The sequence below is a fragment of the Photorhabdus akhurstii genome, assembly GCF_019090985.1.
GTDB lineage: Bacteria > Pseudomonadota > Gammaproteobacteria > Enterobacterales > Enterobacteriaceae > Photorhabdus > Photorhabdus akhurstii.
Genome location: NZ_CP020335.1, coordinates 3,918,157 through 3,931,419, shown reverse-complemented (window position 1 = coordinate 3,931,419; position 13,263 = coordinate 3,918,157). Strand labels below are relative to the sequence as shown.

At 41.0% G+C, this 13,263-nt stretch carries 12 protein-coding genes; all 12 read left to right on the top strand.

Features of this window, described 5'->3' with window-relative positions; genetic code table 11:
• A complete protein-coding gene (locus B0X70_RS16605) occupies positions 1-465 on the top strand; it encodes a hypothetical protein (RefSeq protein ID WP_217469869.1) in 465 nt (154 codons plus the stop codon).
• 104 nt (positions 466-569) lie between these two features.
• Positions 570-746, top strand: coding sequence for a hypothetical protein (locus B0X70_RS16600; protein WP_217469868.1), 177 nt, complete (start codon positions 570-572; stop codon positions 744-746).
• A 1-nt stretch (position 747) separates the two neighbouring features.
• The gene (locus B0X70_RS16595; protein WP_217469867.1) at positions 748-1,218 is read left to right on the top strand and encodes a hypothetical protein; all 471 of its coding nucleotides are present in this window, start codon (positions 748-750) and stop codon (positions 1,216-1,218) included.
• A gap of 183 nt (positions 1,219-1,401) precedes the next feature.
• Positions 1,402-1,866, top strand: coding sequence for a hypothetical protein (locus B0X70_RS16590; RefSeq protein ID WP_217469866.1), 465 nt, complete (start codon positions 1,402-1,404; stop codon positions 1,864-1,866).
• A 104-nt stretch (positions 1,867-1,970) separates the two neighbouring features.
• On the top strand, positions 1,971-2,330 hold the full coding sequence (locus tag B0X70_RS16585; RefSeq protein ID WP_217469865.1) for a DUF4087 domain-containing protein: 360 nt from the start codon (positions 1,971-1,973) through the stop codon (positions 2,328-2,330).
• 209 nt (positions 2,331-2,539) lie between these two features.
• A complete protein-coding gene (locus tag B0X70_RS16580) occupies positions 2,540-3,409 on the top strand; it encodes a hypothetical protein (protein WP_217469864.1) in 870 nt (289 codons plus the stop codon).
• A 204-nt stretch (positions 3,410-3,613) separates the two neighbouring features.
• Positions 3,614-3,871 (top strand): PAAR domain-containing protein, encoded by a 258-nt coding sequence (locus B0X70_RS16575; protein WP_217469863.1) that lies wholly within the window; start codon positions 3,614-3,616, stop codon positions 3,869-3,871.
• Between the two features lies 1 nt (position 3,872).
• The gene (locus B0X70_RS16570) at positions 3,873-5,054 is read left to right on the top strand and encodes a KPHS_23130 family T6SS system protein (RefSeq protein WP_217469862.1); all 1,182 of its coding nucleotides are present in this window, start codon (positions 3,873-3,875) and stop codon (positions 5,052-5,054) included.
• Complete coding sequence (locus B0X70_RS16565; protein WP_217469861.1) at positions 5,051-8,455, top strand: ImcF-related family protein; 3,405 nt, start codon at positions 5,051-5,053, stop codon at positions 8,453-8,455. The genes B0X70_RS16570 and B0X70_RS16565 overlap by 4 nt, the downstream gene beginning before the upstream one ends.
• A 741-nt stretch (positions 8,456-9,196) precedes the next feature.
• A complete protein-coding gene (locus B0X70_RS16560) occupies positions 9,197-10,810 on the top strand; it encodes a Tle4 family T6SS lipase effector (protein ID WP_217469860.1) in 1,614 nt (537 codons plus the stop codon).
• A 137-nt stretch (positions 10,811-10,947) separates the two neighbouring features.
• Positions 10,948-11,910 (top strand): Tli4 family immunity protein, encoded by a 963-nt coding sequence (locus B0X70_RS16555; RefSeq protein ID WP_246593323.1) that lies wholly within the window; start codon positions 10,948-10,950, stop codon positions 11,908-11,910.
• Positions 11,911-12,158: 248 nt separating this feature from the next.
• Positions 12,159-13,142 carry a Tli4 family immunity protein gene (locus B0X70_RS16550; RefSeq protein ID WP_217469859.1) on the top strand — a complete coding sequence of 328 codons (984 nt, stop codon included), beginning with the start codon at positions 12,159-12,161 and terminating at the stop codon, positions 13,140-13,142.
• Positions 13,143-13,263: the final 121 nt, after the last annotated feature.

Genomic DNA, 13,263 nt, shown 5'->3' with positions numbered 1-13,263 from the left:
ATGAAACGCATTATATTATTTTTTCTTTTTTTTGTGTCTTTTATATGTCAGGCACAAGATAATATTGTACAAGGGCCTTTTTCGCTAGATAAGAATATAACTATTTCTTTTATTAAGGAAAGAAATAAATCCATTTCACTTGTGGAAAAATATGATAAAAATAGAAAGGTAATTGATAATTATAATGTTTATGATGGTGTCCCTGAAATTAAAACTGTTTTCTTCATCTTTGTTGATAAAGTTAAGAATGCTGCTGTTCTTGTATCATGGAATGAGGAAAATATCAGTGCAATTCGTTATAAAGTTTTTTTCTACAGATATGATAGAGGTGAATTGGTAATAAACAGAAGACTGACAAATGATGAAAATTTATCAGGATATGATGGTTATGGTTCATCTGGTCTAATATTTGATTATAAAGATTCGGATTCTATAAGAAAGTATATAAAGGAAAAATATAAATAAAAATATTTTATTCTAAATAGGGCGCGTGGAATTATACAATTAACAGGAAAGCATATAATGTTAATGGTAGTGCTAACCTTGTCGATAATCTGGGTTTAATTACAATGGATATAACTATAGGGTTAGAAACAGCATTCGCTTTTTGGATAAGTGTGAATATAAATATTGCTGCTGACAATGATGATATCAAAAGAGTAACAAAACTGGTAAATGGAGGTGAAAATGGTTTAGCTGATAGAACTGCAAGATTAAGTAATTTGAAAAATTTGATGAGGATATAATATGAAGAAATATTTACTATTAGGTGTGTTTTTTTTGAATGCCCCTTTATCGGCTACAACTTTATGTAAAAATAATGAGGTCGTTGTTTTTCATTGTGCTATGAAAGAGAGTAAATTTTCTGTATGTAAAAGAAACGATTATATTTATTATAAACATGAGAAAAATAACAAAGTAGACTTTACTTATCCAGAAACAAATAGAAAGGGAGATTTTTATTTTAGCTATACAGGGTATAGTGGTGGTGGAGAAAGTCATATTAGATTTGAGAACAGTAATTATCATTATATAATATATGATAGAATAATCAGGTCAGAAGATTATATGGGGAGATATCCTAATTTTGAGTCAGGGATCAGTATAATGAAAGATGGAAGTTTAATTAGCCATCAAAAATGTGAAATCAGTTCAGGGATAAATGAAAATGCTAGTCAATCCTTATTGAAGGAAAAGTTCGTTGATTTGATAAATTAAAGTATAAATAATTGTTTTCTGTATTTTGTGGTGTGTGGTACACGCTGTGATGTTTATTTTAGATTAGGTTAAATCTATTTAAAATTGTAGGTTAGGTGCTCTGAATGGCAAAATTAATGGTGTTTATTCTATCTTTTTTTTCCAATTTATTCTTTGGCATGTGAAGAAATTAATAGAGATATATTGAATCGGCATTTTCTTGATCGACATTATCAACAAACTATTAATTCTGGCAGGCTGGTTAATAATAGTGCATTACTATTCTTTTATAGTAATAAAAATGAAGATTATCCGGATGTTAAAGCGCTTTTCTTACCCGATCGTTGTAATATTAACAATGGTGTTCTTTTCGATTCTTATGGATATAATGCTGGAATTGCAGAGGTTATTTCTGTTTTCTGGGGTAAAGGAAAGTATGCAGACAGATTCTTTACTATAATTAAATGGGATGTTAATGCTGGAGGAGCACCGTCCTACGGACAGTATTATATGGTGAATGCCTACTTTTCTCCCAGTCAGGATAATTTAATTAAAAAAGACGAAAAGCTAACTTCATATTTTGGACAAGGTATAGAAGGAATTAGCAATGGTGAGATAAGTCATTTTAAATACAAAACAGCAAGTGATGTATGGAGAGCATTGGAGTGAGTAGATTAATTCTTTTTACCAAATGCCAGGTAGAACAGATCATGCCAAATGAATTAAAGAGTTTCTGAAAATTATCTAGCTAAGTTGAATAATGGAGAATTATTGTGAATAAATTATTTTTTATTTTAAGTGTGTTTTTCGTGCTTGATGTTGGTGCCAGTGAATTAAGGTGTGGTTGGTTAGCTAATCCATCACCATCCAATATCTGGTTATTGGACAGCGAGGGTGAATGGATCATATCAATTCAGGGAGGTTATAGTTCGGAGGGATTGGATAAGCTTAAAGATTTTCCTGCCAGCCAATATATCAAGACAGGTATAAATTATGGTTATGGTTGTTCTTGTTTGACTGTAGAAACCAACAAGAAAAAAATGATGATAACCAATATATTGAAATCAAAAAACCTTACTTTATTGGCGTGTAAAACAGATAGGAAATTACAAGAAATTCCGAATTTGAATTAATAAAAATAATATTGCCAAGAGTGAGAATGGTTTAGTTGGTAGGGAAAGAAGACATTTATAAGAAATAAATAAAATTTTTAATGACTAAAGGAGTTAGTAACCCTACTTCATTGGTTTAGAAGGGTTAATGGAATAACGTTAGGTTAAAACAGAATGAATTTGGCGCATTAAATATACGATCATAATCACTAATGATGAGGAGAGTAGATATGAAGAATAAACTTAATATGACTTTTGTTTTTTTATTTACTTTGTTATTTTTTCAATCATTTTCTTATGGAGAAGATAAAGAGGCTTCTGCAAGCACTATTAAAAGAGGTCTGAATAATTCTGAATGGGGATATTCTTATGTATCAGGGCCTATTGTTGCTATATCTGACGGAGTGAATAAAGGTGTTATTGAAAATACATTTAGGATGAGAAAAATGAATTTCAATAATAATATCCTGAATGTTACTGGATTGTGTTCGTATGAGTATCTCGCTGAGAAAAAAACGCCTATCAGTTATTGGTATAGCAACAAAACTGTCGAACTGTATAGGGAATTTTTCTCTAAATATAATATCAAGCTAAGTGACTATATTTATAATATTTCTCCGGTTGATCCTGATCAAACATGTGAATATCCATTCTCTGATTTTATTTATATAGATAATAAGATGGTTTTTATTTATGATGGATACGCTGTATTTTATTCCAGAGTAAACAACTCTAAATCATTATCCAATACTAAATTAGGAAATGATTTTTGTAAACATATTGAACAGCCCATAGAATTAGTTTATGAGAATGGAGATATAACGGAATGTGATTACAATGGAGTTAATATTATCGAGGCATATGCAGCATTTAGAAATAATGCTATTGAAGGAAGTGATGGGTTTTATCTTCCTGAAAAACTCAATGTGATGAAAAATATAACCGTTAAATGTAATAAAGATTGTATAGAGATTAAATATCTATGGATAAATAAAAACAAATTGAAAATTATTATCGGGTTCTCTGGAGGCACAACAGAAATTTATTTTAACGAAAACAAAAATGGTACCAAAGTAATAACAAAGTCTTATCCGGACTAAAATTATTACTGATATCTTATTTGTTGCAATGGAGCAAATCAGTCTTTGTATTGTTTTTATTATCAATATATATCAGGTTTTATTTTTGTTTATGGATATGTATTAATAAGAAAATGTCCGAGCCAAGTAAATATAGCATTGAAAAGAGATATTTCTTTTCAACGATCTTTTATCGATTAATCACTTTAAATTTGGAGGGCATTTATGCCGGCATTTATTCGCAAGGGTGATAAAACTTCATCCGGAGGAACTGTTTTAGAGGGATCTAACTTAATTGAATTTGATAATATTTCTGTTGCCCGAAAAGGCGATAAGGTTTCTTGTCCTAAACATGGTGAAACGACAATCGCTGAGGGCTGTCCTGATTATCTTGATGATGACCGGGAAGTTGCTTTGAATGGGCACTGTTGCGCCTGTGGTTGTACGTTAATCAGTTCATTTTCAGTGGGGACGGTAGATTAATATGTCCATCAATCTTGATGCTATTCCGGATAAAGCCCCACGTCCGGTACGTCCAGTCACCTTGCGCTGGCTAATATTTTTGATCGTTTGTCTGGTAACAGGCGCAATCACAACATTATGGTTTTGGCAAGATATGCGTTCAGGCAGTGTGTTTTGGTACTGCTTTTTCGTTTTCCCGTTTTCATTCTGGTTGCTTTGTTTTGGCATACGACGACTCGGCTATAAATGCCAACAAGTGTGGGCCGATGGTTGGGACAGGGAATGTCAGGCCATTCGTGAGCAGGAAATTCGTAGAGGACAGAGCGGTGCCCGATTGATTTTTACTCACGCGTCTGCGCCTGCGGGCAACGATGCCATGCAACTTCCGGGTACGTTGCAAGAGAAAAAGGTGTTGATGTCACCGGTAACATCAAAAGATCAAGACGCAGTGATCCAATATGCCCGGCTTTCTGATGAATTACTTGCTGCCAAACGTTTCATGACGGCGCGAGATCTGCTTTTGGCCGATGTGCTCCCGTTCTTAGAAGCGCTGCCTTCCCGCTGGCGCCGCTACTGTTCTATCCAGCTCAATGTGAGTGAATCCGATGTCATGATGCCGGAGATATTTCTCCCAAATACATTGACTTGTCCGGGACAAGGGCTGGCAGTTTTGGATAACTGGCTAGATATGAAACCAGCTTCACCTTCGGTTTTGATCGTTATCGCCGCAGAAGTACAGGATATCCCTCTAAATATTGCTGGAGAAGCTGTTGTGGCACTGATTTTTGCTAATCACCCCATCCCGGAGGAAATCTCAACTGAGTTGACGATAATCCACAGGCCACACTGTGAGCCGGTTGTGCGGACTTCTGTAGCGATAGAACGGGCATTGCTCTGGGCAAAACAGGGGACAGATAACATTGGTAATAGTTGGTTAACCGGTTGGGGAACATCGACTGACAGTGTGTGGAGTGCGGCAATAGAACAACAAGGGCTTTTACTTAAGGATGGGGAGACCTGTTGGTTGCTGGAGAAATCCTTTGGCTATACAGGATGCGCGGCGCCTTGGTTAGCTTTGATTTGTGCCAGTGAGCAAGCCAGACAAGAACAGACCGCACAATTGTATGCGCATAAAACCAGCGCTGATCAACTTTGGGTGGGTGTCACTACGCCCTTACTTTCAGATAAACAGGATCTTTCATGAAACTTCATTCTCTATTCGTCTCTATTCTTACGATCATTCTTGGCATCTTGCTTTGGTTCGGAGGAGCATTATTGATGCTTCCGGAGCAGGTTGCTCAGTGGTTTGGCTGGGACCCTCTGTTTTGTCACACGATGTTGATGGCTTGTGGTTTTCTAACCGCATTGTGTGTCATGGTGGGTTGGCTGATAAATATGTGGCTGACCGCCAGTGGCAAGGGAAATGCCCGGTTGAAGTGGGGTAAGTTTGATGCCGAAGGCAATGGCAATCACGAAAAAATTTCTGTAGCGACAGAACTCCCTGAATCAGTCTCTGCCATAGAAGACTTGCCTGACCGCATGCGCCTCCGTTACGGGCGGTTCTGGTGGTATAAAGTCCGCATTTTACTGGTGGTGGGCGAAGTGGAGCAGGTGGAAGCCATTGCGCCGGGGCTGACCACTGCGCACTGGCTGGAGGGTTATCGCGTGTTGTTGCTCTGGGGCGGCAGTTTGCAGGCTGAACCGAATACCGCTCAGTTGATGGCGCTGCGTCGCCTGCGCCGTTACCGGCCGCTCAATGGCATTGTCTGGGCGCTGACCGAAGACCAAAGCGCGCAGCCGGCGTGGATGGATAAAGCTTTGAGGATGTTGCAAAAACAGGCTCAACAGTTGCGCTGGCAGGCTCCGGTCTACCTGTGGCAGGTGTGTCACAGCGTCTGGTCTCAGGAAGAGCGCATCACTCAGGCCGTCGGCTGCTTTTTTCCTGAACGGTGTACCCCGGATATCGTGGCGACCCAGTTACAAGAATTGGTTGACCCGCTGCGTCGGCGCGGCATGCAGCAACTGCTGGAGAAGACGGCCCACGATTTTCTCTGTCGTCTGTCAGCGAACTTGAAACAACAGGGGATTGCTCACTGGAAACAGGTCCTGACGCCGTGGTTAGCGGAGTATGGCGATGTGGTCTTGCTGCGTGGTTTGATGTTCAGTTTGCCGCTTAAGGCGCTGACGACTCGCATCCCGCAGATCTGGCTGCCCGATACGGCCTGGCAGGGGGTGTTGGAGGGCAGTCGTCTTTTCCAGGGTCGGCGGGTGGGCATGCTCCGCAAACAGACGGTGTGTTATGGCTTGATGGCATTGGGCTTATTGTGGGGCGCCGGCATGGTGCTCTCCTTTTTCACCAACCGTGACCAGATAGTCGAGGTGCAGGCGGTGGTAACTGACCTCAAAACTCAGCCGGAGAATTCTGATGCCCAGTTGATAGCTTTAAAGGACCTGAGTAACGAGGTGGAACGGCTGCAATACCGGGCTGAACATGGCGTGCCGTGGTATGAGCGTTTTAGCTTGAGTCAGAATCAGAAACTGTTGACGACGGTGCTGCCCTATTATGCGCAGGTCAATAACCGCCTGATACGGGACAAAGCGGCGGCGGTGCTGCATGCGAAACTGAGCGCATTAGTGAATTTACCGCCGGGCAGCCCTTTGAGGGCCAAATGGGCGCAAGCCGGTCACGACCAGTTGAAAGCTTATTTGATGATGGCGCAGCCGGAAAAAGCGGATGCCGCGTTTTTAACCCGAATACTGAATGAAAATGAACCTGAGCGGGCCGGCATTGCCCCCGGTGTCTGGCTGGACGCGTCGTGGGGTTTGTGGAAGTTTTATGCGGAGAATCTGCCCGCGCATCCCGAATGGCGGATAACGCCGGATAAAGCGCTGGTTAAACAGGCGCGTCAGCTTTTGTTGCTCCAGCTGGGTAAACACAATGCCGAAGCGGCGCTCTACCAGCAGATGCTGCAATCGGTGGAGAAAAATTACGCGGACCTGACACTCAACCAAATGACCGGCGACACCGATGCTGAACGGCTGTTTGCCACCTCTCGCGTGATACCGGGGATGTTTACCCGTCAGGCGTGGGAAGGCGGGATACAAAAAGCGATAGCGGAAGCGGTGGCGTCACGTAAGGAAGCGATTGACTGGGTGCTGAGTGATAACCGTCAGACAGTCTCGGCTGCGGTGTCACCCGAAGAGCTGAAAGCCCGCTTGACCGCCCGTTACTTCACCGATTTTGCCGGCGTGTGGCAGGATTTTCTCAACAGTTTGCGCTGGCATAAAACCCGGAATTTGTCGGATGTTATCGACCAGCTAACCCTGATGGCGGACAGGCGTCAGTCGCCGCTGATTGCGTTGATGAACACACTGGCCTATCAGGGGGAGACCGGGCAACAGGGGCCGAGTTTATCGGATTCATTGGTGAAATCCGCCAAGACGTTGCTGAATAAAAAAACGCCGCGAATGATTGATCAACAGACGGTCGGTGTGCGCGGGCCAATGAACGAGACCTTTGGGCCGTTACTGGCGCTGATGGGAGAACATCAGGCGGCCGGGGGAATGAAGGCCGACAGCACGCTGAATTTACAAACCTTCCTCACGCGGCTAACCGAAGTGCGGCTGAAACTGCAACAGATGAACAACAGTGATGACCCGCCGGCAATGGCGAATGCGTTGGCTAAGACGGTCTTTGAAGGGAAAAGCACCGATTTGACCGATACACAGGGCTATGGGCGCTTGATAGCGGCCAGTCTGGGGGGACAATGGCGGGGTTTTGGTCAGGCAATGTTTGTGGAGCCGTTAACGCAGGCGTGGCAGGGCGTACTGAAACCGGCGGAAGCGAATCTGAACACCCAGTGGCAGAGGGCGATAGTGGACAACTGGAACCGGGCATTTGCGGGCCGTTACCCGTTTGCCAGAGGGGAAAGTGAAATCTCATTGCCGATGCTGGGTCAGTTTATCCGGTCGGATTCGGGGCGGATAGAGCAGTTTTTGACGCGTCAATTAGGCGGAATACTGCATAAAGCGGGTAACCAGTGGGTGGTGGATGAGGTAAATGGTCAGGGCGTGCAGGTTAACCCGGATTTTTTGAAAGCGATAAATCAGCTCAGTCAGCTATCGGACCTGTTATTTGCCGATGGCAGTCAGGGGCTGCGGTTTGAACTGCGGGCCAAACCGGTTCGGGATGTAGCGGAAACAGACCTGACGATAGATGGACAGCAATTGCGCTATTTTAACCAGATGGAAAGCTGGCAGAGTTTTCGCTGGCCGGGCGAGACCGATGAACCGGGGGTGACGCTGATGTGGACCAGTGTTAATACCGGGGCGCGGTTGTTCGGTGATTATCAGGGAAACTGGGGGCTGATCCGTTGGCTGGAGCGGGCGAAAGCGGAAAGGCTGGATGAAAGCCGTTACCGCCTGATCTTTACTGCCCCGGATGGATTACCGTTGACCTGGATTTTACGCACAGAATTAGGCGAAGGTCCGCTGGCATTATTAAAATTGCGCGGATTTAAATTGCCGAAAAATATCTTTGCGGTAAAACCGGGTAGTCACAAGACAATATCAGTGGTAAATGACGATGACCTGATAACGGAATAATACATGTTATTATAAGTAAATAAGTAAATAAGTAAATAAGTAAATAAGGAAATAACGTAATCGTTAACTATTTTCATTAATAGAATAGCCGGGCAGGATAGATATTGATACGGATATTCCGATAAAGATTTTTGGCTATATAATTGAAAAGCCTGATGATATTTTTCTCATTGAAGAAGGAATATTACTATGGGGTTTTCTTGATGTTATTGGCTATCTTATTATTCGTATGGCATGAATGAGAATGATTCTTCTTTATAGTGATGAGGTAAATGAAATTTAAAAAGGAGTGATAAGATTAAAGCGGATGTAATTTATTGAATAGGATGAAAATAGATATTGTTATCATAGGAATATGATTATAACAGCGTATTCAGGTCGCTTTCATTTTATGGCAATCAATGTCGGTTTAGTTTTGTCAATAAATGTCATTTTATTGTCATGAAGTTTAAATATTTTTTTCGGCATGCTGTTATATCGGTGATAAAAAGGGGTGTGCATTAAAAATCGTATTTTTTTGAAAAAAAAGAGTTGATTTTTATAAGCACCCGCCGGGAAGATAGGAAAATTCAGAAATCGCTCATCCTGTTTATGCATTGATGTATTGCAAAAATATGGGTGGCCTGTGTAAATATCTTTGATCCGAACGGATGATCATATGTACAGAATGGAAAGAGTCCCTTGCCAAAGCAAGTTGAGGTGGAAATTAGTCAATTGAAAATAAAAGATGAGGAGTAAATGATGAGTGAGCCGAAGGAAAATGAGATTTTTATTCACCCTGAATATGATGAACTGGGCCTCCCTTATTACAACGTGCCGAATGCCAGAATTGAAGAAAATCTGGTGGCGACTTGTTTGAAATACGCGACTAAAGTGATCCCGGTAATTTTCCTGCCGGGGGTGATGGGGAGTAATTTGAAATCGACAGAGGGGGAGTCAGTCTGGCGGCTAAACAGGATATTAAGTTTTGATGTTTTAGTTTGGACATGCTTGGGCGCGTCTTACAGGAAAAAAACCTTAGACCCGAATAAAACAAAGGTCGATGATTCCGGGGATATCACTCCTGATCACACTGAGAAGAATAAATTCCAGACTTGCAAGCAGCGCGGTTGGGGGGAGATAGCCCATATGAGCTATGGCACTTTCCTGCCCTGGCTTCAAGCGGTGTTGGATGATGAGCGTCTGGCCTTTGAGTACTGTCTGGCAGGGAAGGGGGAAAAAACCCTTCGGCAACGTATGGTTGATATGAACCTGAATGCGGAGTGGGGAGAAGAGCCGCTGACCGAGGCAGAGGTTGACCATAGTTATGATTTTCTCTACCCGGTTCATGTGATGGGCTATAACTGGTTGCAATCTAATAAAGATTCAGCCAAGAGGCTGGCGCAATATGTGGATAAGGTTTTAACTTTCTATGGTAAACGATGTGCAACCAAAAAGGTGATTTTAGTCACTCACTCAATGGGGGGGCTGGTTGCTCGTTATTATTCAGAATTGCTGAATGGCAGAGATAAAATTTTAGGCATTGTGCATGGGGTGATGCCTGCTACGGGTGCCCCGACCACCTATAAAAGGATGAAAACCGGTGAAGATGGTATGACTGGGCTGGTTGTCGGTCATGATGGTAAAGAGATGACGCCGGTGCTGGCGCAGTCTCCCGGCCCATTACAGCTTCTACCGGGAAAGGAGTATGGTCGAGGCTGGTTACATATCGCTGATGGTAAAATGACGCATAAACTGCCGAAATTAGATCCGTATGAGGAGATTTATCTGGAAAAGGATCGCTGGTGGGGATTATGTGAAACCCGGCTTTTAAACCCGGATAAAAAGGATAAATGGAAAGATAATGAAAGCTGGGAAAATTATACGTATTTTATAAGAAAAGAAGTTAGGCCATTTATTGAAGAGCTAACTGGTAAATACCACCCGAATACTTATGCCTTTTATGGCGCCAGTGAAAAACATCTATCCTATGGAATTATCTCTTGGCAAGAAGTCAGTAAAGATTATTACAATAAAACGGAGGATTATTCCGGCCTGACATTTGATCGGCCGATATACGATCCTTATAACTTAGAGACGGGCACAACTCGTATGGTGCAGTTTTCTGTTGGTCCTTCTTTTCAGGATGTTGCGGCGAAAACTTTTAAGCTAGCACCGCCAAAGGATAAAGGGGATGGTACCGTGCCGGAACGGGCTGGCTGTATTTCAGCCAGATATTTACGCAGCTTGCTGGCAACAGAAGTCGACCATGAAGGTGCGTATAAAGGAAATAACGAGACGGAAGAGACTTTTGCCCGGTTATTCACCTTACGTTCAATTGTGAAGATGGTGCAGGCGGTGAAAGGTGAAAATTGAATAGGAAAACGACCTTACTGACTTTAGCGGTTATTTATATCTTGTGGTGGCATATGCCCGTATCTTATTACCCGATTTTAACTGAAAAGGAAAAGAAAATGACAGACGAAATGTTAGCAAATATGCAGACCCGCTGTGTGGGCCGTTATTTGATAGATCTTCCTGCTGGATTTGACAATATTATTCATGATGGGATATTTATTGGTGATGCGCAAATAGAAACTGAGCGTTTATATCCACCTGCATTTGAACAGCGGATACAGTTAAGAGAACAGAAATTAAAGGAAGCTAAAACTATTTATCCTAAAGATATGCCATTTTTAAGAAAAGTTTATCGCCTTCAAGATAATTTGAAAGGTGTGATTTTCGAAAAAAACGAAGATATTGACATTCCGAGCTATGCTCGGGTATTAGAAGCTCACTTATATAACAATGGGGTTGCTTTTACTATAACAATGAAATTTATGGATTTGTCTGATGAAAAATATGCTCGTGATAGAGCCGGTTTTATCAAAGATGGTTTTTCTGAATATAAATTAAAGGCTACAGATAGAACGATGATGAAAATGAGGAATTTATTATCCAAAATCAGTGGCCGAAAGGATACAGAAATACCCACGGAAGCAGGTACTTGCATTCCTGATGGTTTTATTGCTGGCAGTCGTGATGAGAAAGAGAATATGACCTTTGTCTATAAGCGAAATGAAAGTGATCATTTTACTTTCAGTGTTGAAATATTGAATGATCTTCAAGAGAAAAACCATCTATTAGAGCGTTTGAGGGGAATGGAAGGTCTGTTTTTGGCCGTGCATGCTAAGATAATAAGGAAAGAGAAACGTGAAATTAATGGCACTTATACGGAGGAAGTTTTAACGACCGCCCCGACAGAAAAAAGTGATGAACTAGAAACCAAAATTCCGGGATATGCATTTATGTTAATTGCCAATGAAACAACCGGGGATTATAAGAACCCTTTTGTTAAAATTAATCTGAGAAATGATCGGTTATCCGCAACGCCGTACAGTGAAAATGAATTGATAACGTTTTGGGATGTGGTAACGAGTACTTTTCGTAAAAGAGCCGGTGCTTTTAAAGAGTAATAAAAGTAAGTTTTAAATTGAACTTCTTATAGAGATATAAGGTCTAAAAACTAAGGTTAGAAAATGAAAATGATGGTGATAAACACAAAAATATATTGTGGACTCAGTTATCAAGATAGTATAAGTGGTGATAGTTAGGTAAAAGAGAAGATGATTGGTTTTATTCACTATCGTAGCAATTTATGCCTTGTGGCAGTGATATTTCCCTGCCTTTTATTATCTCGTTTTAACCTGAAAAGGAAAATTAAATGAAAACTGAAATATTATCCAATATGCAGACTCGTTGTGTCGGGAATTATCTGATTGATATTCCCTTAGCATTTGAAAACATCATCAACAATGAGATATTTATTGGTGATGCGAAAATAGAAACCAAGCGTATGCATCTATCCGCATTTGAACAGCGGATAGAGATAAGAGAGCAAAAATTAAGGACGACTAAGACTGCCGATTTGAAAGATCTGCCCTTTTTAAAGAAGACTTATCATCTCCAGGGAAACTTATATGGTGTGATTTTTGATAGAAATAACAGTATCAGTGAGCCAGGTTTTACCCGAGTATTAGAAGCCCATTTATATGATAATGGGGTTGCTTTTATTATAGAAATGAAGTTTACAGAGATATCAGATGATAAATACAGTTATTCAAGGGACCGTTATATAAAATCTGGATTGACCGAAAGCCAATATAAAATGCTTTCTCAAACTCTGGACAAAATGCAAAAGCTAATTGCCAGAATCAGTGGCAGAAAGGATAGCGATATTCCGACAGAGGCAGGAATCTGTATCCCTGATGGTTTTATTGCCGACTATAATAATGAAAAAGAAAGTATAAAGTTTGTCTATCAAGGAAATCAGGATGATAATTTCACATTCAGTCTTGAAATCATTAATGACCTTAAAGGGGAAGGGATTTTACTTGAACATATTGGTGAAATTGAAAGGGATTGGTTCGTTAACTATGGCAGGATAATAAGAGAAGGAAAAAGAGAGATAAATGGGATACATGGCGAGGAGTTGTTAGCGGTAGGTCTGCAATCTTTTGATAATAATCCTCGTTATCAATTTGATTTTATTGCAAATGATATGGTGTTGGATGATAAAAAAGTTTGTATTGTCATTATGTTAATGAATTACCAGTTGCCTGCAACGCCATATACCGAAGATGAATTGATCACATTTTGGAATGCAATAACGAAAACTTTTCGTAGAAGGCCGGATGCTTTCGAATAGTAATAAAGTGAGAGAGATAGTGTTTTAAATAATTCACTAATGGGAGGTTAAAGGTGTTATGGATTATATCGCTAATGGTTTTTTTTCTTTATATGTTGGTTTTTAGTCCGGCAATATTGGT

Excerpts from the sequence above, each read along its gene's own strand:
- B0X70_RS16605 (WP_217469869.1), top strand. The coding sequence starts at position 1 with ATGAAACGCATTATATTATTTTTTCTTTTTTTTGTGTCTTTTATATGT.
- B0X70_RS16600 (WP_217469868.1), top strand. The coding sequence starts at position 570 with ATGGATATAACTATAGGGTTAGAAACAGCATTCGCTTTTTGGATAAGT.
- B0X70_RS16595 (WP_217469867.1), top strand. The coding sequence starts at position 748 with ATGAAGAAATATTTACTATTAGGTGTGTTTTTTTTGAATGCCCCTTTA.
- B0X70_RS16580 (WP_217469864.1), top strand. The coding sequence starts at position 2,540 with ATGAAGAATAAACTTAATATGACTTTTGTTTTTTTATTTACTTTGTTA.
- B0X70_RS16575 (WP_217469863.1), top strand. The coding sequence starts at position 3,614 with ATGCCGGCATTTATTCGCAAGGGTGATAAAACTTCATCCGGAGGAACT.
- B0X70_RS16570 (WP_217469862.1), top strand. The coding sequence starts at position 3,873 with ATGTCCATCAATCTTGATGCTATTCCGGATAAAGCCCCACGTCCGGTA.
- B0X70_RS16565 (WP_217469861.1), top strand. The coding sequence starts at position 5,051 with ATGAAACTTCATTCTCTATTCGTCTCTATTCTTACGATCATTCTTGGC.
- B0X70_RS16560 (WP_217469860.1), top strand. The coding sequence starts at position 9,197 with ATGAGTGAGCCGAAGGAAAATGAGATTTTTATTCACCCTGAATATGAT.
- B0X70_RS16550 (WP_217469859.1), top strand. The coding sequence starts at position 12,159 with ATGAAAACTGAAATATTATCCAATATGCAGACTCGTTGTGTCGGGAAT.